Here is a 21,833-nt window from a genome sequence, read left to right as displayed (position 1 = left end):
AGCTCAACCGTCGGGGGAGGCTTCTCCCGGCTTGAACAGGCCGAGCTTGTCGAGTGGACTCGTAACCGTGCGGACCGTCCTGGTCGCGACCTTGGTGTAGAGGGCGGTGTTGTTGAGTTTTGCGTGCCCGAGCAGGACCTGGATGATCCGAATATCCGTGCCGTTCTCCAGCAGGTGGGTGGCGAAGCTGTGGCGCAGCGCATGCGGCCCCACCCGCTTGGCGATGTCGGCGGCCTGGGCGGCTCAACGACGATGCGATAGAGCTGCCGCGTGCTGATCGGCTTCATGGCGTGCTGTCCGGGGAACCGCCAGCCGTCGCGGTCCATCACGCCCTGCTGCCGCCCCACCTTCCACTACTGGCGCAGCAGGGTGAGCAGGTCCTCCGAAAGCATGGCATTGCGATAGCGCCCGCCTTTGCCACGTTCGACGCGCAGCAGCATCCGCTCGCTGTCGACGTCGGCGACCTTCCATGGAGACCTCTGCAACACGTAGGCCGGCGCCATAGGCGACCGACAATGCTGCCTGGTGCTTGAGGCAGGTGGTGGCATTGAGGAACCGGGTAACCTCGTCGCGGCTCAGTACCACAGGCAGGTTCCGAGGAAGCGCCAGCCGGACGAGCCTGCGCGCCAAGTCCGGGCGGTCGAGGGTCTGGGTGAAGAAGAACCGTAGCGCCGACACGATGCTGTTCTTTGTTGGAACGGGAACGCCGTCCTCCTGCTGCTCGATCTGGAACCGGCGCAGGTCGTCGGCGGTCGCCGTGTCTGGTGAACGCCCGAGGAAGGTTGCCAGGCGACCGATGTCGCGGAGATAGTTGCGCTGCGTTTCGCGTGACAAACGCCGCATGTTCAGGTCGTCGATCAGCCGCTGGCGCAGCCGGCTGACGGGCGTGTCGAGACGGGGGTACTGCATGGTCAGGTTCCTTGGTTGAAGAAGCTTGTCATGCTCCGCCCTTGCCCGACGACGTTCAATCCAGGCGCGACTTCCAGCCAGGGCCCTCTATTTCAACCGCAGGCGCCCTCCCGCGCAGCGGGTTCGTTCACCGGCCCCCAATCAGTCATTCCGCTCCGCCAGTCCGGTCCGCCGAGTATTTCACCGTCACGCCGCGCTGCCGAAAATAGGCCTGCATCAGCTTCCTGCCAGAACGGTTGTTCTGCACAAGCTTGGTGGGATCGAATACGGCCTCTTTCAAACCCTTTCGCATCAACGCTGCCTTGAGCGCTGCGATATGCACGTCTATGTCGGCATTGTCCGCTTGAAGCGATTCATAAATCTGGTTTGTTGCGTCTGCCACGGTTGGTTCCTTCACCATTCCACTCCTTTTGCTGCTTCGCTGCCGCTTACCATACTTTTCCGTGTAGCCCTACAGGACGTGCTCTTTCCAAAAGAACGGCCTCATTGAAGATCTAAATGAGGCGATCCATCTAGGCATCATGCCAAAGCACAACAAGAACGACGTCGAACTGCTCAAGACATGGGTACTACCGCCAGCGGCGACATTGGGTTCAGCCGTCCGCATGAAGGGCATCCTTCTGGAAATTCGCGCACGGCTGTCACCTGCCACGAAGAAATCGCTCGAACTCGATGGTCCCGAACTGACCCTTATGATGTCCACAAGCGAGAAGGCGGAATTCCACGCCGCATCGGCTGTCGTCGCCAAGGCACTGGCAGACATTGAAACCTTTCCAGTAATTCCGCGGGAACTTGAGGACATCCTGACGATCAAGACGAGCGAAAGACACCGCTGGCTGGCGGACGGCCGCTTGCCAAGTGCTGGAACGCGAACGGTCAAACTGCGCGGGCGTACCAGGAAAATAACGTTTCACGTCTTCGACCCGACAATTGTCGCAGACATTCTCGACCGGGAGCCGTCGATGACTGGCTGGAGGAAGAGGCGGCCGCCACCGAAAACCGCAGACGGGGTGCCTACAAAGCGAAGTTGACGCGGTCGTTGAGAAACACCACCAAATGCGGGCCAATATCCGAAACTGAAAATCGAGACATCGCCTCCAACCTGATCGGTTGGGAAGAGTTCAGACGCGACGGGCTCCTTCGATAATCGTCAAGCGGCCACTTCGCGCCTTGAATTCGGTCGTTCGCAAAACTGCTGACGCTCCTGAAAGCAGTCTGTCTGCTACCTGAGTAGTATCGTCAGGAACGAGTTCAGGGCGAGTTACCGTACTGTGGCCTTGAATGGCTGCTTCTCTGCAGGGAGCGACTACTGCAGGTTCATCGTGCTCAGTATATCAGCGTGAGAACTCACAGTGACAGATGCAGAGACGGTAGGTCATAAAGTGTCGAGATCGGAAACCCGCTGTTACGCGGGCCTGCCAAAAAAAACGCTAGGATCACTGTACTTCTCGCGTGAAGGCCTACGTTTAACAGTAGCCCGGAACAACGGGTTCGCCGCCAATTGAATTCGGCCGGGAGACCGGGTCTCTGGCCGAAGTGGGGAGAATAATCATGAAAATGCGTAAACTTGGTTCGCAAGGTTTGGAGGTTTCTGCCCTCGGCCTCGGATGTATGGGTATGTCCGAATTTTACGAGGGACGTGACGATGCAGAATCGATAGCCACACTCGAGCATGCCATCGATAGTGGGATCGCCTTCCTCGATACCGCCGACATGTATGGTTCTGGTTCCAATGAGGAGCTGATCGGTCCAATCGTCCGCAAACATCGCGGAAAAGTCGTTATCGCGACGAAGTTCGGCAACGTGCGCGGACCTGGTGGCAGCTTCGCAGGTATCAACGGCCGACCGGACTACGTCAAGGAAGCATGCGATGCTAGCTTGAAGCGACTGGGGCTCGACGTAATCGATCTCTATTACCAGCACCGCGTCGATCCGAACGTGGCCATCGAAGAAACGGTTGGCGCAATGGCCGAACTCGTGGCGGCGGGCAAGGTGCGCTTTATCGGCTTGTCTGAAGCCGCGCCCGCGACAATCCGTCGAGCCGACGCCGTTCATCCAATTTCCGCACTTCAGACAGAGTATTCCCTCTGGAGTCGGGATCCCGAACTAGAAATTCTGCCGACATTGCGCGAGCTGGGTATCGGCTTCGTGCCCTATAGCCCGCTCGGCCGCGGCTTTCTCACCGGGCAGTTCAAAATCGCGACTGACATCCCTGAAGGCGACTATCGCAGAAACGCGCCTCGCTTCCAGGGAGATGCATTCGAAAAAAATGTCGAACTCGTCCGGGCGATAGAAGCGATGGCAGTGGACAAAGGCTGCACGCCAGCACAACTGGCGCTCGCCTGGGTACTTTCCCAAGGTGACGACATCGCGCCCATTCCCGGAACAAAGCGGCGCAAGTATCTTGATGACAATATCGGCTCGCTCGACGTGGTGCTTAACGAGGCCGACCTTGCGCGCATCAATGAGATCCTGCCCGTTGGGGCCGCGATCGGCGACCGTTATGCGTCGATGGCATCGGTAGACAGATAAGCCTTACGCAGGCCGACTCGCTCCAGCAATCCAGTATTGGAGATTGGTGGCTGAGCTGAACGACTAATCGAGCGGAGGGAGAGGGAGTAGCTCTTCCCCGCCGTTATGGCGGTACAGTCTCGAAAACCCAAAATCGAGACATCGTCTCGAACTCGATTGGCTGGAAGGAGTTCGAGATCAATGGACTTCTTCCATAATCATACAAATTTATGAGAAATTCTCCAACACAGCCAGAAACGTATGCCGATCGCCCTGTCCTTCGGTGAGGCGGACGCGACCTTCGATGTCAGCGAGATGGTGATCCATCAATTGCTGGGCCTTGGCCAAATCCTTGGCTTTTAGAGCAGCCACGATCATGCGGTGGTGGTCGGCGCCGCAGTCGTCTTTGCGCTCTTCTTCGTAGAGCGACATGACAAGGGAGAGGCGGGCGACGATCTTGGTGAGCACTTCGGTCAGCACCGGATTGCCGGCGATCTCGGCCAAGGCAATGTGGAACTTGCCGGAGAGGACCGTCTTAGACTTTTCGTCGCCGTGGTGGTGGATGTGCTCTTCCTGGTCCGTCAGTCTTTCAAGCTCATCCAGCAGTTCCGGTGTTGCCCGCAAAACAACGAGTTCCAGGAGGAGGCTTTCAATTCTTCGACGCGCTTCGAACAGGTTTTTGGACTGCTCGAGGCTCGGCTCGGCGACGAAGGTGCCGCGGTTTCTTTTCCGCTCCAGGAGGTGGTCGCTTTCCAGTACGCCAAGCGCACCGCGAACCACTGTCCGGCTGACCCCGAAATGCTCGGCGATCGCTTCTTCGAGAATCTTGGTGCCGGGCTTCAGGGCGCCTTCTCCGATGGCCGCGGCCAGCGTGGCGCGGATACGCTCGGAGACATCATCGTTGCTATCTGCAGCGTCCGCTGCGCCATTGGCTGCGGGCATCGTCTTGGCGCTTTGACGGCGCGTCCTTTTCATGGCCTTCTCCACATCGAATCCGGGGCATCGAACGGGCATCCGATCACTCCGCACCCCAGATAGCTGCATGCCATAATTATTTCCATAAGAATATTCGTGCGCAAACGACCGTTTGCGGGTCTTCAACGACTTCTTGCAGGGTGTTGGCAGTCATGTTCCGTCAACACCCCGTCGCGCGTTTTAAGCGGCTTTCTGTTTGGCGGCTGGGCAAGAAAGCACGATACTCTTCTCCTTGCAGATTGTTTCAATATGACGAGCCGAGGTCTTTATGAAGCCTATGGCTTCGTTGAAGCCGTAGGACTGGTTTTCGTAGGTCGGATAGCCGTACTGGCTCGCCTCGTATACCTCCCAGTTCGCTACTTCGCCGGATGAAACCCGCCTTGCGTAGGCATCGACCATGTCCCTGTAGGCTGCGAGTTCATCCGCGGTCAGGTCCGGATGGCCCGCGCGCCAGAGCGGGTCATCGATCTCGATGCACTGGCGCGGATTGGCCTTGCGCGGCTTGTCCTCAACCGACTGGGCCACTTCGAGCGATAGGTTGAGCTGGGGATTGGCCTCCGCGAGAATAGGCAGGATCGTGGCGAAATCGACGATGCCGTCGCCGCAGGGCCGGGTCTGGAAATCGAGGCCGCCGGGCGCACGGCCGACATAGGCATCCTTCATGTGTGTCTGGCGGATATAGGGCGCCAAGCGTTTGGCGGCGAAAACCGGATGTTCCGCCCGCTGCAATCCGTTTGCAGTATCGAAAACGACGCCGACGCAGTCAGCGCCCACCTTCTCGATCAGTCGCAGGATTTCGAACGAGGTGATTTCGTCATGGGTTTCAATGTTCATGTGGGCGCCATGGGCGCGCGTGACGGGCGCGAGCTTCCGCAGCACCTTTTCGATGCCGGCCAACTGCTCTTCCCAGGTCACGTCGGTGCGAAACCGGTCATTGGCGAGCCGCCCGCGATATTCGGATTTGAAATTGCCCGGCGCGACCCAAAGCTCGAAGCAGCCGATCGCGGCGCTCGCCTCTATCATGCGGGTGAAGCCGGCAATGATGTCGCCGCCGCCGGCCGCGCGCAGTGCCGGTTCTTCGGCGCTGCAATAGGGATTGACCTTGCCGATGCCGCTCTCGAGGTAGAGCCCCAGCTCATCAGCTTTCGCGCGGATGTCGCGCAGGGCGCCGGGGTCCAGCGTCGGGCTCATGTCGAGCACCGTGCTGAAGAAGATGCCAGCGAGCCCCAGTTCCTTGACGTGGTCCAGACTGGCCAGCGGACCGCGTTTTTTCGACTCCGGCAGTTTGATGCTGTCGATACCCAGTTTCATGGCAAAACTCCTTGGTGTTTCCTGATTGGACGCGCTTCGATGGCGTCCTTGATGTTGAGGACGCTATGCACGCCGCTTGGGTTTTCCTGCTGCGCTGCGGTTCTTGGGTTGGAGGCTTTTTTCGAGATAATGCTGGCCGATCGAGGCGACGGTGGTGATGGCGAGGTACCAAATCGAGGCGACGAACAGCAGTTCGATGACCAGGAAGTTGCGGGCGTAGATCGCCTGCGCCTGGGTCAACAGATCCTGCATGCCGATGACCGAGACGATGGCGCTGGCCTTGAGCATGCCGATGGCCTGGTTCCCGGTCGGTGGAACGATGAGGCGCGCCGCCTGCGGCAGGACGACGGTGAGGAAGGTCTGTCTCGGCTTCAGCCCAAGTGCCGTTGCTGCCTCGCGCTGCCCTTTATCGACGGCGACGAGGCCGCCGCGTATGATCTCCGCCATGTTGGCCGCTTCATGCAGGCCGAGCGCAAGGAACCCCGCAAAGGCTGGCGTCACGAGGTCGTTGATCGAGATGCTGTAGTCTCCCATCCCGACCTGCGGGATGAAGAGAGCTATGTTGAACCAGAAGAAGATCTGAACGATCAGCGGCACGCCGCGAAACCACCAGACAAAGCCTGCCGCAATCGCCTTCAGAACCACATTTTGCGAGGTTGCCATCAGGGCGAGAAGGCATCCGAGGATAATCCCGAACACCATGGCGCCAGCCGTCAGTTCCAGCGTCAGGAGAACGCCGCTCAAAATGGACGGATGGATGAGGTAATGCGGGATTTCCGCCCATTGAATGCTTTGGCTCTGCGCGACGATCATGCCGAAGAAAGCCAGCGCGAGGATCGCGCTGGCACCGGTCAAAATCTGGCCCCACCGGATCGGCCTGGCGACGGGTGGTGCAAGGGAGAGGGCAGTGGGGTGAGCCGCAAACAGAGACATGGGCTCAATCCACCGGCATGTTTGCAGCGTCGTTGACCTTGACGGTCTTCACGGCGAGCTGTCCGAGGCCCCACTTCTTCATGATGGTTTCATAGGCGCCGCTATCGACCATCTGCTGCAGGGCGGCAACGACGGTGTCGCGCAGTTCAGGGTTGTCCTTGGCGGTCAGCATGCCGAGATAGCCGACGGCAAGGCGGATATCCGGAAGCGCCTGCAGGCCCTTGCCGTTGCCGGTCTGATTGGCCGTCGTATAGACGCTGGTGGCGTAGCCATTGACGGTCGCGTCGGCGCGGCCGGTGCGAACGGCCTGAAGAACGTCGGGCATTTTCGGGATGGACATGATGTCGATCGGGGTTGCGCATTTCGCGGACGCGGCCTCGACCATCTTGCCCTGGAAGGTGCCGACCGGCACGGCGACCTTCTTGCCGCAGAGGTCTTCCATGCTTTTGATGCCGAGGGGATTGTCCTTGATCGTCATGATCGTGGTCGCGTCATACATATAGTCGATGACATCGACCTGCTTTTCCAGTTCGGGATCATCGTTGATGCCCGAGATCGATATGTCGAAACGCTTCGACAGGATCGAGGGTACGATCGCAGCACCCGCGCCGACGTCGGTCATCTGAACATCGAGGCCAAGGATGACGCCGAGGGCGGCGGCAATATCCGCATCGATCCCGACGAGCTTGCCGTCGTCGGCATGGAAGCTGATCGGTGGCGTAAGGTCGGTCGCGACCTTCAGCACCCCCGATTCCTTGATCGAGGCCGGCAGGCCATCGGCCAGCGTCTGGGTGAGCGCAATGCCCGGCAGTTTAGCCACATCGGTATCAGGCACCATTTTTACGGCGGCACTTTCGGCCGCATATACGGAGGTGGTCATCAGAGTGATGAGTGCACTTGCCAGGCCTGCCTTCAAAATTCTCTGGACGTTCATGAGATCCCCTTTGCATTTTTGCTTGTGTGAATTTCCTGGGATCAGCAATGCAATCGTCGTGCCAGTTTTGATGGCCTCTTAATAAGCCATTGAAATCGAATAAACTATTCTGAATTTACGATTTCCATACAAAGTTGCGAATTTTGTTTCGCATAATATTTCGAACAATACGTGCACAACTTTTCACCTGATGACCGCTTTTGCAGGCATATTCGGGTTTATCCCAAATTCTCTGCGTCGGTCGGGAGGCATTGAGGTGGCGTCTCGAGAGGGATTTGAGGACGTGTCTTCATGCGGTGTCGACAAGCTATCGTTCATTTTATGATCAAACCCATGCTCACAAATATGGGTTTTTGGTGAAACTTTATGCAGAGTAAAATTATCACGAGATAAGAACTTTCTTTAATTATAAAGTTACGAAACATTATAAATCAAAAATAACTATTTTATTTCAGTAATTTATAAGTTTCACAAACGGCGTTAATTCAAACTGGCACGCCGCTTGCAATTCGACTTCCATGAACACATTTGACGCAACACTCCTGACCAAGCCGCATTTTCGTCTCGCAATGGAAGGGGCAGCACCGTCAGTGACCACAACGCGGGGAAGCCAAATGCTCGATATCGCAAAGACGGCCGATCGGAAGCGGCTCAGTGTCCGGGGTGTGACCCATAGCTATGGCGGGCAGAATGCCGTCAGCGACGTCTCGTTCGATGTCGAGGCGGGCGAGATTGTCGCGCTGCTCGGCCCAAGCGGGTGCGGCAAGTCGACTGTGCTGCGTGCCATCGCGGGCCTGATCCATCCGAAGGCCGGCAACATTATCCTCGGGGATGACGATCTCGCCAATGTCTCGGCACGGGCGCGGGGCATCGGCATGGTTTTCCAGAACTACGCGCTGTTTCCGCACTTGACTGTCGCGGAAAACATCGCCTATCCGCTTGCCTGCCTGAAGGTGCCGCGCGCGGAGCGCAGGGCGCGGGTCGACGAAATGCTGTCTCTCGTCAGGCTGCAAGGATACGGAAACCGGCTGCCGCGCGAGCTATCCGGCGGCCAGCAGCAGCGTGTCGCCGTCGCGCGTGCCATTGCCGGGCGCCCGTCTTTGCTTCTTCTCGACGAGCCTTTCGGCGCGCTTGATCGCGCCCTTCGCTTCGATCTGCAGGTCGAGCTTTTGCATCTTCAGAAGACACTCGGCATCACCACGCTGATCGTGACCCACGACCAGGAGGAGGCGCAAAGCCTCGCGGGGCGCTTAGTGCTGATGAACAAGGGCAATATCGAGCAGACCGATACGCCGATGGCGGTTTACGACCGGCCGAAGACGCTCTTCGTCAACACGTTCATCGGTCAGGCCAATCTGCTGCAGGGAACGGTTGTCGGTTTCGATGCCGTCAGCACGCTGATCGGCCTTGCGAACGAAAAGAGCCTGCGGCTGCCGCGCCGCCTGAGCTTCACGGTCGGCTCGAGGGTGACGATCACCTTCCGGCCGGAAGAGGTTCGCCTGTCGACGCAGCCGATGGAAAACGCGCTTCCGGTTGATGTCACGGTCTCCGTACCGCTTGGCCCGTCGCTCGTCCACGATCTGGTTCTCGAAGATGGTACGGGCCTGCGCTCGTCCGAAGTGCGGGGGCCGTCCACGGCGATTCCCGAGCCGGGAGCGCAGCTTTTTGCAGAGATCGACACCATGAGGTGTCACGCCTTTCCGGGTGAGCCGGAAAATTCCCAATAAAGAAACGTAACAACAGAGGTGAACATCATGACCGACTTCACAATGACCCGCCGCCATTTCGGCCTGCTTGCCGCCGGTGTCGCTGCCTCCGCAGCCTTTCCTTTCTCCGTCAGGGCTGCCGCCGGCGAAACCGCCATTGCCGCCACGTTTCCGGGCAACTGGGAAGACGGCTACCGCACGGTGCTGACGCCACTCGTCAAGGAGGCCGGTTACGACCTGACGATTGCTCCCTCCATGGCGCAGGACCAGCTCGCCAAGGTCATGGCCAGCCCCGGCAACCCGCCTTACGACACGCTGCTGATGTCGCCGGGCCAGATGGCGATCGCACTTGAGAACGACCTGATCCAGAAGATCGACCCGTCCAGGCTGAAGAACTGGGGCATGCTCGACCCGGCCTTCCAGGGCGAATACGGTCCGACCGTGACGATCGAAGTCAACGGCATCGCCTACAATCCCGACATGGTGCCGAAGCCGAAGGGCTACCGCGACCTGTTCGAAAACCCGGCCTATAGCGGCAAGGTTTCCTGGACCGGCTTTGCCTCGAACACGGCCGTCATGGCCTATACCGAGATGGCGAAGATCTTTGGCTCCGGCCCGAGCGACATGGCTGCCGTCTTCAAGCTGTTCAAGGACCATCCCGAGCATCTGAAGGGCGTCGTCGACAGCACCAACCACCAGATGACGTTGTTCCAGCAGGGTGAAATCGCCGTGTTCATGTGCTCGACCGGCAATGTCGCCCGCCTGAAGTCGCTTGGCATGAACGCCGAGTTCGTCCAGCCGGAAACCGGTTCGCCGGCTGCTCCGGTCAATATCCACCTGACCAAGGGCGCCAAGAACCTCGACGCGGCCTATGCCTATATGGATGCAGCGATCTCGAAGGCCGCGCAGGACGCGCTGAAGATGCCGCCGACAGAGATGTTCCCGACCAACAAGGACGTCGCTCTCACGCCCGAGATCGAAGCCTATGTAACACGCGATCAGCTCGCAAAGATGGTTTATCCGGACTGGGCCGAGATCAACAAGAACCGGCCGGACTGGATCCGCCAGTTCGACGCGCTCGTCGCAGGCTGAGGTCGAACCCATGAAGGCGAGCGGTTTTCCATACGTTATCCCGATGCTGTTGTTGTCGGTGGCGTTCTTTGCAACGCCGCTCGCCGTCCTCGTCGGGTTCAGCTTCATCGGCTCCGAAGGGGCGACACTGGCCAATTACATCAGGTTCTTCGGGGACGCGTTCAATTTCCGCGTCCTCGTCAACACGGCAAGGCTGGGGCTGGAAACGGTTGTCGGCACGACCCTGCTGGGCGTACCGATTGCCCTTCTTTACTGGCACAGCGGCAAGACCACCCGTCAGGTCATCATCTTCCTGACGCTCATTCCGATGCTCACCAGCAACGTGGTGCGCACCTTCGCCTGGATCGTCATTCTCGGGCGTCAGGGGCCGATCAGCGAAACCCTGATGGCATTAGGTGTGACGGGAAGCCCCACCAGCCTGATGTTTACCGAGCTGGGCCTCGTCATGGCCATGTGTCAGATCGACCTTCCGCTGATCATCCTGCCGCTGATCGCCATCCTGTCGCGAACGCCCGTGCAATTTAGTGAAGCTGCTCAGGTGTCCGGTGCCGGTCCGTGGCGCATCTTCGTCACGGTGCTTCTGCCCCTGATGCTGCCCGGCTTGCTCGCCGGCTGGATCCTCGTTTTCGCCAGCACCAGCAGTTCCTTCGTGACACAAGCGGTTATCGGCGGCGCACGCAATGTCTACGTGCCGCAACTGATCTACCGGGAGGTCGGCACGCTGTTCGACTGGCCCATGGCATCGGCGATTGCCGTCGTGCTTCTGCTCTCAACCGGCTGCCTGCTGGTCGCCATGACAATGATTTCCCGTCACAGGAGGCTGGTCGGCCATGCGTGATACCGATAAAAGTCAAATTGGGGAAAATCCCATTCCCGCGTTTCTCTACAAGGCATTCGTCTTCGGCTTTGGTGGCCTGTGCGTCATCTATCTCGTCGCGCCGATCTTCATCGCCCTGACGATGTCCTTCACATCAGGCCAGTCGCTGAAATATCCACCGGAAGGCTTTTCGTTGCGCTGGTACGAGGCACTACTCGATCCGGTCCGTTCGGCGACGGAGCACGTCGCGGCCTGGAATTCGCTGAAGATCGCCGGGCTTGCGGTTCTGGGCTCGTTGCTGTTCGCTGTGCCGGCCACCATCGGCATGAGCCGGATGCGGCGTGGCACGGTCGGGGCCATCGAGCCTCTGCTTCTCGCCCCGCTGGTTCTGCCCAGCCTTGTCTATGGCCTCGCCGCGCTGATCGTTGCGAATTTCGTCGGCTTTCAGCCTTCGCTCTGGCTGACGGTGACCGGGCATATCGTCGTGTTCGGACCACTGATGTACCGCGCCGCGTCTGTCGTGGCCCAAGGCCTCAATCCCTCGCTGGCCGAGGCATCCACGGTGATGGGCGCAACATGGTTCACGACGCTCAGGCGGGTGATACTGCCACTGCTGATGCCGGGCATCCTGGCCGGGGCGTTCCTCGTGTTCATCCAGTCGCTGGACAACGTCTCGGTCTCGCTCTTCCTTGCGGATGCGCAGACGACGGTTCTTCCGCTCCGGATGTTCGCCCTGATCGAAGAATCGCTCGATGTCCGCGTCGCCGCGATCTCCGGAATTCTGATCGGACTGACGCTCATCGTCATGCTCGTCGCCCGGCGCGTGCTGGCGCCGCCGAAGCAGGCGTGACCATCCGAACAAACCAAATTTTGTGTACTTTGAAGGAATAGACCAATGAACATTCGCGCATCGAAGTCAGGTGCTTACCGCATGGGACAGTTGATGGCCGATTTCGAGCCGGATTTCGAGTTCTCTGCGCCGCTGCCGCTGCCGGTCGAGGAATTCGAGGATCGCCTGCGCCGCATCCGGCGCCAAGCCGTCGAAGCGGGTCACGATGCGATCATCGTGCACACCGGCGGCGTCGGCTGGTTCCACACGTCCAACGCTTATCTTCGCTACATCTGCGACTGGATGCGTGAAGGCGTCCTGATCATTCCGACCGACGAGGACAAAGCCATGGTGCTCCTGTCCTTCTTCACGCAATCCGTGCTGTTGCCGCCGGGTGGCGAACCAGTTCTGGTCGAAGAAATCTGGCAGATCGGTCCCATCGGCCGCGAGTACGCTGACCGCCCCGGCGATTCCATCGTCAAGACAGCCGAGAAATGCGCGGAACTCCTGAGCAATCTCGGTCTCGCCAAGGCCCAGATCGGCCGGATCGGCGACCGCACATCGCTGACCTTCTGGTCGGCGCTTGATGAGCTTCTTCCCAAAGCCAAGTTCATCGCCGACAACGGCGTTCTCGACCGCATGCAGAAAGTCCGCTCGCCGCGCGAGGTCGAGCTGTTCCGCGCGGCAGCCCAACTCGTCAGCATCGGCACCCAGGCTGCCTATCACGTCGCCAAACCCGGCGTGACCGACCATGAAATCTATTCGGCCTTCACCTATGCCCAGTTAACGCTCGGCGGCGAGACCGGCGACGGCTATCAGATCGGCATCAACGAGTTCGGCACCCATTGCGGCAAGCCCTACGGCCATGTCGTGCGTCCCGGCGATCTGATCAACCTCTATATCTCCAATGTCACCTATCGCGGCTATACCGCCCAGACCGCCCGCATGGTCGCAGTCGGCGAGATCACCAAACGCCAGGAGGAGGTACTGGCCGTCTGCACAGATGGCGTCAAGCGCGCCGAAAAGTTGATCAGGCCGGGTGCCCTGATGCGCGACATCAACAACGCCGCCTTCGAGCCGATGATCGAGCGCGGTTTCCTGACGTCGCCAGAAGCGCGTGCCATGCCCTACAACTGGTCGTCGATGCCGGACGGCAAGGCGCGGCTGATCCCGCAGCAATATGTCAAGGATATCGACTGGGAGGCGCAGGGCCGCAAGCTGATGCACGTTTACCCGGCCACCGCAGGCCCGCACAATCCGAACCTCGGTCACTCCGTCGGCATGGCCGGCGGCCAGAACAGCTTCAACATCTCGTCTCACAACTACGACCGGCTGGAGGAGGGCATGGTGTTCGTCATGCACACCCAATGGCTTGAGCCGCTATCCGCCGGCTGCAATATCGGTGACATGTATGTCGTCACCAAGGATGGCTTCGAGAACCTGAGCCGTCATACCCCGCTTGAAACCCATCGCATTGCCGTCGAGGCCTGACATGAACGAAAACATTCCCCACACGCATTTCGATTTCGCTAAGCTGACGGAGCGGGAGCGCTACAAGATCCTGATCGGCACGGTCATCCCACGGCCGATCGCGCTGGTGACCACCGTCAGCAAGGAAGGCCTGCCGAATGCCGGGCCGTTCAGCTTCTTCAACGTGCTGACCCACGACCCGGCCATCGTCGCCATCGGCGTCGAGAACTATTCCGACATGCGCTTCAAGGACACGGCTCGGAATATCCGCGAAACAGGTGAATTCACGGTGCATATCTGCGACGACGACCTCGTCGCCCAGATGGAAATCTGCGCCATCAAGTTCGGACCCGAGGTCGACGAACTTGAGGAAGCGGGCTTGGCCACCGCACCGGGCCAGATGGTCCGCAGCCCGCGCATCCTCGCCGCCCCGGCCGCCCTCGAATGCCGCCGTCACACGACGTTGCAGGTCGGTCCGGCCCGTGAAATCATTCTCGGGGAAGTCCTGGGCGTCTACGTCCGCAGCGATGCGGTCAACCCGTCGAACCTGCATATCGACCAGCAACTGATGGACCCCGTCGGCCGCATGGGCGGGCACACCTACACCCGGACGCGGGACCAGTTCGATGTAAAGACACACACCAAGGAAGAGTGGGCTCTCCCCCAAACCAGTTCCATGCATGTTGTGGCGTAAAACAATGTCATCCTCGTCGATCATCGCCACTCGCTTCGGCGTACGAAGGCCGCAATGATCTACAAGGCCACAGGCAATCTTCGCACGATCCAAATCTTGTTGGGGCACACGACGATCGGAAACACGGTCAAATACCTCGGCGTGGACATAGAGGATGCGCTGGAATTAGGTGAGCATACTGAAATTTGACAAGGCACGGCCCCGCATTAGCGGGGCCGTGCCATATGGAATATGTGTTCCCGGATTAGCAGCTCGATTGAGCAGCTACGCGCCTGCCATGCGCTCATAGGGCCACCGGCCGCCGCTTCTGCAAAGCGGACACTACCTGACCTCTCGGGATTGGGATTCTTGTCGAGAACTACGTTTCTGGAAGCTGCAGGTCCTCTCAAGAAGGTTACCTATGGATACGCAATTGACAGCACTTGGCGTCGCTTTCGTCTCGGTCGGATTGATGAACCTCGCCACGTCCTAAAACGCGTGTTGTGGCTCGCCATCATGAGACCGATTGTCGAAATCTCGCAAAGGGTTTAACTTGGCATTGCACGGTCCGGGTGGCGAGATCCACAGGAGGTGAGAACGAGATGCGCGTCAAAGATGCAATGACGACGAATGTCATCAGGATATCGCCCGACAACAGTGTCAGGCAGGCAGCCAAGGTCATGCTGGAAAATCACATCAGCGGCATGCCTGTCGTCGATGATGAGGGACATCTGCTCGGCATTATCAGCGAAGGCGACCTTATTCGAAGGACGGAGCTAGGAAGCGGAGCATTTACATCGCCGGGCGACAAAGCTTCGTCTGCCGAAGATCGGGCGAGCGCGTATGTCAAACGCAGCTCCTGGAGAGTGGGTGACGCGATGACTAGCGATCCCCTGACCATTGACGAGAATGCTCCCCTACGGCGCGTCGCACAGCTTATGCAGGATCGCGGTGTAAAGCGAATTCCCGTCATAAGAGCGGGTGAACTGGTCGGAATCATCAGCCGAGCGGATCTGCTGCAGGCAATTCTAATGGCTAAGCAGGATGAAACCGCAGCGGGCGATGAGGCCATTCAACGCAGCATTTCGATCCGCCTGGGAGAAAGCACAGGGCTGGAAGGCCTGGACGTGAAAGTGACGGTCGCCGACGGGATCGTTCATCTCTGGGGCAACGTCGAGACGCAAGAGTGCAAGAGAGCCGCACGGATCGTCGCAGAAAGTGTTCGAGGGGTCAGAGGAGTTGTCGAGCACTTTTAGCGGCATTCTCCCTATCGGAGAAGCCAAATTTGCCTGCTCAAGAATTACATGCGGGATCATGCCGCAAACTATGAAAGCCGCGGTCGTCCGTGCATTTCGGGCGCCTCTTGCAATCGACGAGGTAGAGGTTCCAACTCCCAGGGCAGGTGGGATCGTCGTCCGGTATGAAGCGACCGGCGTTTGCCATACAGACCCTCGTGCGAACCGATTTCTTTCAGATAAGGCGTCATCTCAGCGAACTCCTTCTTTCACCGCGGTTTACGACCGCTGAGTATACTGACGAAATCTGGCATGTGTGTCGGTGCGTAGTATCAAGGGGCGCAACTTAAACGTGCTCTTTGGTTCGAATTTACTTTGCCGTTCGCCCTTTTTATGCAACATTGGAGCGCCTATCTAGGTCGCGAAAATTCGCAACCTTTACCTGGTTTGCGCGGCATCCGATGCCAGCCTAGGGGCGAAAGCAGTTTCGTTCAGCGATCGGTCCGACTTCACAGGAGACTTTGATGGTTTCGCTTGCGACGGCAATGGGCAAAGAACTTGCAGCAGCGCAGACCTTGGCGAAGCCGCCCCTGTCGCCAGATGAGCTTCATCTCGTCGACGCCTATTGGCGGGCCTCCAACTATCTTTCTGTAGGGCAGATTTATCTCCTCGATAATCCGCTGCTGAAGCGGCCCTTGGCCCGGGAACACATAAAACCGCGCCTGCTTGGACACTGGGGTACGACGTCCGGGCTAAACTTTCTCTATGTTCACCTCAACCGGGTGATCAAACGAGACGATCTCAACATGATCTACGTCATCGGGCCTGGACACGGTGGTCCGGCTTTGGTTGCACACGCTTATCTCGAAGGAACCTATAGCGAGGTCTATCCAAATATCAGTCAGGACGCCGAGGGGATGCAGAGGCTGTTCAAGCAATTCAGCTTTCCTGGTGGCATCCCCAGCCATGTTGCGCCAGAAACGCCCGGCAGCCTCCATGAGGGAGGCGAACTGGGCTACGCGCTCAGCCACGCTTACGGGGCAGCATTCGACAATCCCGATATGATCGTGGCCTGCGTTGTCGGCGATGGCGAGGCAGAGACCGGGCCGTTGGCGACTGGGTGGCACAGCAACAAGTTCCTCAATCCGGCGCGCGACGGATGCGTGTTACCGATCTTGCATTTGAACGGATACAAGATCGCCAACCCGTGCTTCCTTGCCCGCATTCCCCGAGACGAGCTGCAGAAGTTCTTCGAAGGTATGGGCTACAAGCCCTATTTCGTTGAAGGCCGCGACCCGGAAAACGTGCACCAGCAGTTGGCGGCTGCGCTCGACGCAGCAGTCGCGGAAATTCACAATATCTGGGATGAGGCCCGCATAAACGGCAACCTCAAGCGTCCTGCATGGCCGATGATCGTATTCCGCACACCAAAGGGTTGGACCTGCCCGCCGGAAATAGACGGCAAGAAGTGCGAAGATTACTGGCGGGCGCACCAGGTACCCATGAGCGACATGGACAAGCCGGAGCACATTGGCGTTCTTGAACAATGGATGAAGAGCTATCGACCCGATGAACTTTTCGACGAAAGTGGTCGATTCAAACCGGAGCTGGCGGCGATGGCCCCGGTGGGGCACCGTCGAATGAGCGACAACCCGCACACCAATGGCGGGCTGGTGTTGCGCGACCTGAGGATGCCCGATTTCCGCGATTACGCTGTATCCGTTGACCGTCCAGGGGAAACGATAACGGAATCGGCACGGGTTATGGGCAAGTTTCTTCGTGACGTCATGAAGATGAATCTGGACAGCAAGAACTTTCGCTTGTTCAGCCCCGATGAGAACAACTCAAACCGCTGGCAGGATGTGCTGGAGGTGACCAACCGTTGCTACATGGCGGATATTTACCCGGAGGATGACCATCTCTCTCCGGATGGCCGGGTCATGGAGGTGCTCAGCGAACACCAATGCCAGGGATGGCTTGAGGGCTACCTATTGACGGGTCGGCACGGCTTCTTTTCCTGCTATGAAGCCTTCATTCACATCATCGACTCGATGTTCAATCAGCATGCCAAGTGGCTGAAGGTCTGCAATCACATACCGTGGCGGCGTCCGATCGCCTCGCTCAATTATTTTCTGAGCTCCCATGTGTGGCGCCAGGATCACAATGGTTTCAGCCATCAAGACCCAGGTTTCATTGACCACGTCGTCAACAAGAAGGCAGACGTTGTGCGGGTCTATCTGCCGCCGGATGCCAATACACTTCTCTCGGTGACCGATCACTGCCTGCGCAGCCGCAACTACGTCAATGTCGTCATCGCCGGCAAACAACCAGCTCCGCAATGGCTCACAATGGATCAGGCCGTAAAGCATTGCAGCGAAGGGCTCGGAATTTGGGAGTGGGCAAGCAACGACAAGGGCGTCGAACCCGATGTGGTGATGGCCTGTTGCGGTGACGTTCCAACTCTTGAAACCCTGGCTGCAGTCGAACTCATCCGCGAGCATCTCCCGGAGCTGAAAATCCGCGTTATCAACGTGGTGAACCTCATGAAGCTTCAGCCATCGGAAGAGCATCCGCACGGACTTTCGGATCGGGACTTTGATGTCCTGTTCACGAAGGACAAGCCGATCATCTTTGCATTCCATGGTTATCCGTGGCTGATCCACAGGCTCACCTACCGCCGCACGAACCACGGCAATCTGCATGTCCGTGGTTACAAGGAAGAGGGAACGACAACGACGCCATTCGATATGGTGGTCTTGAATGAAATGGACCGGTTCCATCTGGTCGAGGACGTTATCGACCGGCTGCCGCAGTTGGGCGCCCGGGCCGCGTATTTCAAGCAGGCAATTCACGAGAGGCTGATCGAACACAGGCAATATATCGAGAAGCACGGCGACGATATGCCGGCCATCAGAAGGTGGAAATGGAACTCGAAAGATGGAGGCGCAGCCCACAGAACCTCGACGGAGGGAGACAACGCCTGAGCGAAGGCGCAACCCTGCCGGTTCCCGCGGTGGTTCCATCCAGTGGGCGGGCGGACCTCCGAGGTCAAATGCAGATACGCGTCGGCTATTCATCGCGTCTATCTCGATAATGCCAAAGGGGAGGGGACAGGCGTCCAATCCGAGACGCTGGGCGATGAACCCCCTAGTGAACGAGGGGGTCCGGCTTGCCGAAGGCGGACTCACGCGCGAAATCCACGTATTGGTTGGTTAGCGATCATGCCGGAACTGTTTTCCACGGACGCCGATCTCGACCGTTTGCCAACGGACCAGGACCTCGCCCGGCTGCAATTCACGACCCTGTTATATTATCTGCACTGCACGAACCCCGACAATGGGTTGGTCCGCGATAAAACGGAGCCAAAAGCCCCGGCAAGCATCGCAGCGATCGGCATGGCCTTGGCTACGATCCCTGTCGTTGTAGAACGTGGGATCATTATCCGCGAATTCGCGGCAAAAATCACGCGAGACAGACTTAGGTTTTTAATGGCCTGTCCGCAGGGGCCTGAACCGGATTCATCCGGCTACAAAGGTTTCTTTTATCATTTTCTGGATATCGAAACCGGACGCCGCGTCTGGCAGTGCGAGTTGTCTACCATCGATTCGGCGTTTCTGTTCGCTGGCGCTCTCACCTGTGCGACCTATTTCGATGAAGCTTCAGCCGATGAGGCAGAAATCCGTCGCCTTGCAACGGCGCTCTATGAACGCGCCGATTGGAGGTGGGCATGCAATATCGGTCCCACATTGACACATGGCTGGCGGCCGGAAAGCGGGTTCATCCCCTACCGTTGGCGCGGCTACGACGAGGGCTTGCTGCTTTACATTCTGGGGCTGGGATCTCCCACCTATCCATTGCCCCGTGAAAGCTTTGCCGCCTACACCGAAACCTACGAATGGCGAAACATCTACGGCCGTGAGTTGCTCTATTCAGGGCCTCTCTTTACCCACCAGTTCTCGCACATGTGGATTGATTTTCGTGGCATTCGCGACGACTTCATGCGCCGGCACGACAGCGATTATTTCGAAAATACTCGCCATGCAACGTACGTGCAGCAGGAATACGCAATTCGCAATCCGATGGGATTTGCCGGGTATGGGGAGCATTGTTGGGGCTTCACGGCGTGCGATGGCCCCGGCTGGGGCAAGCGGACGATAGACGGTATCGAGCGGGAGTTCTTTGACTACGTCGCGCGTGGTGCTCCCTTCGGACCCGATGACGGGACCGTTGCGCCATGGGTCGTCGTGGCGTCGTTGCCGTTTGCACCGGAGATAGTGGTGCCGACAGTTCGCAATTTTGCCCGAATGGACCTGGGCATGACCCGGCTTTACGGTTTCAAGCCGTCGTTCAACTTGACGAATGCGGTGGAGGACAATTCGACCGGATGTTGGATAAGTCCTTATCACTTCGGCATTGACCAGGGGCCGGTTGTCTTGATGATCGAAAACTACAGGACCGGACTGATCTGGAATATTGTCCGGCGATGCGGACCGATCGTGGCAGGGTTGCGACGCGCGGGGTTCACCGGAGGGTGGCTGTAGGTTGGCCGACGCGTCGTTGTTTTTCGAACCTGTTATCGGCTGCAAAGGTCAAAGTCAGTTTAGGGTCCGAGTCCACCGGCCAGTCTCACCGTATTCGAGGACGGCTTGGTATCGATCGCGCGGGATATCTGTCTTTCCGATGATGACGCAGGTTATCGATAGCTCGGAGAGCAGATGCAATATCTTTTCGAGCCGTAGAGAGCCCAATGTCATTTCTCTCTCGTGTTCTTCATCTGCAGGCGTGATTTCGCTTCTTCTTCTGTCGGCCCGAGGCGGGTATTAGAGGATTATCATACTTAAACTATGCGGTATGACCCGCAAACCGAGTGCAGCCTGCGTAACCCCGAGGACCACAGCCGGTACTTGAAGAGACGTTCCGACCCACCGCAGAATAGTCTCCGCGAACATCATAGCTACCCAGTCCAGCGCCAGGATCACTGACACTATGGCGGCCACGGTGAGGCTTTCTGCATGGCTGCCCCCCGGCTAACGTCGCGAAAACGATGACGGCGGCGATACCGTATGGCGTGACAATCGTGGGAAATGCCAGCGGCGTGAGGCCAGAGCGGCGATGCCGTTTTTGCCGACAAAGCCTATGACAGCAACGCCTTTCGTTCCGTCATCGCTGCTATGGCGGCCAAGGCGGTGATCCGGCAAACCGCGCCCGCAAGATCATCATTCCGCACGATGTGCTCGACTAACAAACATCGCAACGGTATCGAGTGGTGCTTCAACCGAATGAAGCACTTCCGGCGCAACGCCCTACGACCGAAGAACCATTCATTTCTCAGGCTTCGCCTATCTCACCGCCGCAATGATCTGGATGCAGAGAATGTCGATTGGTCCTAGGCCTCTTTAGGCATAGAAAAAGAGCGGGTATTCGAACCCGCGCATCGATTTTCACATTTATCGTGCACGCAGAGACGTCTTATTGCCGACTGGCAGGGGAGGGTTCACCGTCAGAGCGTGTCGATCAGACCTCCGTCCACGCGCATGGAAGCCCCTGTCGTCGCGGATGCTAAAGGCGAGGCCAAATAGGTTACGAGGTTGGCGATTTCCTCGACGCTTGCCGCGCGTTGAATAATCGAACTGCCACGATGTTTCTTGACGAAGTCCGCCGCGACCTCCTCGATCGGCTTGCCCGTCTTTTCACGCTCTTCAGCTAGCATCGCCTCGACGCCTTCAGACAGTGTTGGGCCGGGGAGAACCGAGTTCACGGTGACGCCCGTGCCCGCCATGCGCTTGGCCAGCCCGCGGGCAACCGCGATATCGGCGGTCTTGCTAACGCCATAGTGAATCATCTCCACCGGAATGTTGAAACCGGATTCCGATGCGATGAAGATGACGCGACCCCAGTCGAGGTTCTGCATGCCCGGAAGGTAGGCACGCGAAAGCCTGACGGCCGACATCACGTTGACCTGCCAATGACGATCCCAGACCTCGTCGCTCGCCTCGAAGAAATCGAGCGGCTGGAAGATGCCCGCATTGTTGATCAGGATATCGACCTGAGGAACCTTCGCGATGAGAGCCTCACACCCTTCGGCGGTAGCGACATCGGCTGCGACGGCGGCTACGGTGCCCACGGCGCCTTCACCTTCCAGGCGCTCGGCGGCCTTAGCGGTCTTTTCTTCAGACCGTCCATTGATCACCACGTCCGCGCCAGCTCGCGAGAGTTGGCGGGCGATTGCGTAGCCGATGCCTTCGGTGGATCCGGTAATCAGAGCGGTCTTACCTGCGAGGTCGATCTGCATCTGCAGCTCCTTCTGAGGTTGAACGGAGAACGTATGAACTGGCGGTCGGTCTTGCAACAGCCCACGCAGTTCCCTGCCGGATGTGAATGATCAGGATGCCGGCGTCCCGGTAGGCTGCGATGAGCCGGTTGACCGGGGGAGGATGG

16 protein-coding genes and 4 pseudogenes are annotated in these 21,833 nt (G+C 58.5%); 13 read left to right on the top strand and 7 right to left on the bottom strand.

Annotated elements, in window-relative coordinates; translation table 11 throughout:
• Positions 1 to 3 precede the first annotated feature (3 nt).
• A pseudogene (locus QO002_RS20825) lies at positions 4 to 909 on the bottom strand (tyrosine-type recombinase/integrase).
• A gap of 145 nt (positions 910 to 1,054) precedes the next feature.
• On the bottom strand, positions 1,055 to 1,309 hold the full coding sequence (locus tag QO002_RS20820; protein WP_307233633.1) for a hypothetical protein: 255 nt from the start codon (positions 1,307 to 1,309) through the stop codon (positions 1,055 to 1,057).
• A gap of 121 nt (positions 1,310 to 1,430) precedes the next feature.
• On the opposite strand from QO002_RS20820, the pseudogene QO002_RS20815 reads away from it, so the two are divergent.
• Together QO002_RS20815 and QO002_RS20810 are read left to right on the top strand one after the other, a co-directional pair.
• A pseudogene (locus tag QO002_RS20815) lies at positions 1,431 to 2,056 on the top strand (hypothetical protein).
• Between the two features lie 404 nt (positions 2,057 to 2,460).
• Positions 2,461 to 3,441 (top strand): aldo/keto reductase, encoded by a 981-nt coding sequence (locus tag QO002_RS20810; RefSeq protein ID WP_307233632.1) that lies wholly within the window; start codon positions 2,461 to 2,463, stop codon positions 3,439 to 3,441.
• A gap of 207 nt (positions 3,442 to 3,648) precedes the next feature.
• On the opposite strand, the gene QO002_RS20805 is transcribed toward QO002_RS20810, so the two are convergent.
• From QO002_RS20805 to QO002_RS20790, 4 genes are all read right to left on the bottom strand, one after another.
• On the bottom strand, positions 3,649 to 4,395 hold the full coding sequence (locus QO002_RS20805) for a GntR family transcriptional regulator (protein ID WP_307233631.1): 747 nt from the start codon (positions 4,393 to 4,395) through the stop codon (positions 3,649 to 3,651).
• A gap of 180 nt (positions 4,396 to 4,575) precedes the next feature.
• Positions 4,576 to 5,706 (bottom strand): sugar phosphate isomerase/epimerase family protein, encoded by a 1,131-nt coding sequence (locus tag QO002_RS20800; RefSeq protein WP_307233630.1) that lies wholly within the window; start codon positions 5,704 to 5,706, stop codon positions 4,576 to 4,578.
• Between the two features lie 63 nt (positions 5,707 to 5,769).
• Positions 5,770 to 6,639: an amino acid ABC transporter permease gene (locus QO002_RS20795; RefSeq protein ID WP_307233629.1), complete on the bottom strand. Its 870-nt coding sequence runs from the start codon at positions 6,637 to 6,639 to the stop codon at positions 5,770 to 5,772.
• 4 nt (positions 6,640 to 6,643) lie between these two features.
• A complete protein-coding gene (locus tag QO002_RS20790) occupies positions 6,644 to 7,573 on the bottom strand; it encodes an ABC transporter substrate-binding protein (RefSeq protein WP_307233628.1) in 930 nt (309 codons plus the stop codon).
• Between the two features lie 518 nt (positions 7,574 to 8,091).
• Here QO002_RS20790 and QO002_RS20785 point away from each other — a divergent pair.
• The 11 genes and pseudogenes from QO002_RS20785 to QO002_RS20735 all read left to right on the top strand — a co-directional run bounded on the left by QO002_RS20785 (position 8,092) and on the right by QO002_RS20735 (position 19,936).
• On the top strand, positions 8,092 to 9,300 hold the full coding sequence (locus tag QO002_RS20785; protein ID WP_307233627.1) for an ABC transporter ATP-binding protein: 1,209 nt from the start codon (positions 8,092 to 8,094) through the stop codon (positions 9,298 to 9,300).
• Between the two features lie 27 nt (positions 9,301 to 9,327).
• Positions 9,328 to 10,371: an ABC transporter substrate-binding protein gene (locus QO002_RS20780; RefSeq protein WP_307233626.1), complete on the top strand. Its 1,044-nt coding sequence runs from the start codon at positions 9,328 to 9,330 to the stop codon at positions 10,369 to 10,371.
• Positions 10,372 to 10,381: 10 nt separating this feature from the next.
• Complete coding sequence (locus tag QO002_RS20775) at positions 10,382 to 11,209, top strand: ABC transporter permease (protein WP_307233625.1); 828 nt, start codon at positions 10,382 to 10,384, stop codon at positions 11,207 to 11,209.
• Positions 11,202 to 12,038: an ABC transporter permease gene (locus QO002_RS20770; protein ID WP_307233624.1), complete on the top strand. Its 837-nt coding sequence runs from the start codon at positions 11,202 to 11,204 to the stop codon at positions 12,036 to 12,038. Before QO002_RS20775 ends, QO002_RS20770 begins: the two co-directional genes overlap by 8 nt.
• A 45-nt stretch (positions 12,039 to 12,083) precedes the next feature.
• On the top strand, positions 12,084 to 13,508 hold the full coding sequence (locus tag QO002_RS20765) for a M24 family metallopeptidase (RefSeq protein ID WP_307233623.1): 1,425 nt from the start codon (positions 12,084 to 12,086) through the stop codon (positions 13,506 to 13,508).
• A gap of 1 nt (position 13,509) precedes the next feature.
• Positions 13,510 to 14,181, top strand: coding sequence for a flavin reductase family protein (locus QO002_RS20760; RefSeq protein ID WP_307233622.1), 672 nt, complete (start codon positions 13,510 to 13,512; stop codon positions 14,179 to 14,181).
• Positions 14,182 to 14,208: 27 nt separating this feature from the next.
• Positions 14,209 to 14,370 (top strand): annotated as a pseudogene (locus QO002_RS20755) (integrase); the annotation flags it as partial.
• Positions 14,371 to 14,762: 392 nt separating this feature from the next.
• Positions 14,763 to 15,416 (top strand): CBS domain-containing protein, encoded by a 654-nt coding sequence (locus tag QO002_RS20750; protein WP_307233621.1) that lies wholly within the window; start codon positions 14,763 to 14,765, stop codon positions 15,414 to 15,416.
• 58 nt (positions 15,417 to 15,474) lie between these two features.
• A pseudogene (locus tag QO002_RS20745) lies at positions 15,475 to 15,618 on the top strand (zinc-dependent alcohol dehydrogenase); the annotation flags it as partial.
• Between the two features lie 301 nt (positions 15,619 to 15,919).
• Positions 15,920 to 18,379, top strand: coding sequence for a phosphoketolase family protein (locus QO002_RS20740; RefSeq protein WP_307233620.1), 2,460 nt, complete (start codon positions 15,920 to 15,922; stop codon positions 18,377 to 18,379).
• A 237-nt stretch (positions 18,380 to 18,616) separates the two neighbouring features.
• On the top strand, positions 18,617 to 19,936 hold the full coding sequence (locus tag QO002_RS20735; RefSeq protein ID WP_307233619.1) for a glucoamylase family protein: 1,320 nt from the start codon (positions 18,617 to 18,619) through the stop codon (positions 19,934 to 19,936).
• A 959-nt stretch (positions 19,937 to 20,895) separates the two neighbouring features.
• Here the strand turns inward: QO002_RS20735 and QO002_RS20730 are convergent.
• Positions 20,896 to 21,687, bottom strand: a complete 792-nt coding sequence (locus QO002_RS20730) for an SDR family NAD(P)-dependent oxidoreductase (RefSeq protein ID WP_307233618.1) — start codon at positions 21,685 to 21,687, stop codon at positions 20,896 to 20,898.
• Positions 21,688 to 21,833: the final 146 nt, after the last annotated feature.

Origin of the sequence: Pararhizobium capsulatum DSM 1112, from assembly GCF_030814475.1 — a bacterium.
Taxonomy (GTDB): Bacteria; Pseudomonadota; Alphaproteobacteria; order Rhizobiales; family Rhizobiaceae; genus Pararhizobium; species Pararhizobium capsulatum.
The sequence above is the reverse complement of the archived record's forward strand: the minus strand, read 5'-3'. Positions and strand labels throughout refer to the sequence as shown.

Coding starts and splice junctions, on each gene's coding strand:
- QO002_RS20820 (WP_307233633.1), bottom strand. CDS start 1,309: ATGGTGAAGGAACCAACCGTGGCAGACGCAACAAACCAGATTTATGAA.
- QO002_RS20810 (WP_307233632.1), top strand. CDS start 2,461: ATGAAAATGCGTAAACTTGGTTCGCAAGGTTTGGAGGTTTCTGCCCTC.
- QO002_RS20805 (WP_307233631.1), bottom strand. CDS start 4,395: ATGAAAAGGACGCGCCGTCAAAGCGCCAAGACGATGCCCGCAGCCAAT.
- QO002_RS20800 (WP_307233630.1), bottom strand. CDS start 5,706: ATGAAACTGGGTATCGACAGCATCAAACTGCCGGAGTCGAAAAAACGC.
- QO002_RS20795 (WP_307233629.1), bottom strand. CDS start 6,639: ATGTCTCTGTTTGCGGCTCACCCCACTGCCCTCTCCCTTGCACCACCC.
- QO002_RS20790 (WP_307233628.1), bottom strand. CDS start 7,573: ATGAACGTCCAGAGAATTTTGAAGGCAGGCCTGGCAAGTGCACTCATC.
- QO002_RS20785 (WP_307233627.1), top strand. CDS start 8,092: ATGAACACATTTGACGCAACACTCCTGACCAAGCCGCATTTTCGTCTC.
- QO002_RS20780 (WP_307233626.1), top strand. CDS start 9,328: ATGACCGACTTCACAATGACCCGCCGCCATTTCGGCCTGCTTGCCGCC.
- QO002_RS20775 (WP_307233625.1), top strand. CDS start 10,382: ATGAAGGCGAGCGGTTTTCCATACGTTATCCCGATGCTGTTGTTGTCG.
- QO002_RS20770 (WP_307233624.1), top strand. CDS start 11,202: ATGCGTGATACCGATAAAAGTCAAATTGGGGAAAATCCCATTCCCGCG.
- QO002_RS20765 (WP_307233623.1), top strand. CDS start 12,084: ATGAACATTCGCGCATCGAAGTCAGGTGCTTACCGCATGGGACAGTTG.
- QO002_RS20760 (WP_307233622.1), top strand. CDS start 13,510: ATGAACGAAAACATTCCCCACACGCATTTCGATTTCGCTAAGCTGACG.
- QO002_RS20750 (WP_307233621.1), top strand. CDS start 14,763: ATGCGCGTCAAAGATGCAATGACGACGAATGTCATCAGGATATCGCCC.
- QO002_RS20740 (WP_307233620.1), top strand. CDS start 15,920: ATGGTTTCGCTTGCGACGGCAATGGGCAAAGAACTTGCAGCAGCGCAG.
- QO002_RS20735 (WP_307233619.1), top strand. CDS start 18,617: ATGCCGGAACTGTTTTCCACGGACGCCGATCTCGACCGTTTGCCAACG.
- QO002_RS20730 (WP_307233618.1), bottom strand. CDS start 21,687: ATGCAGATCGACCTCGCAGGTAAGACCGCTCTGATTACCGGATCCACC.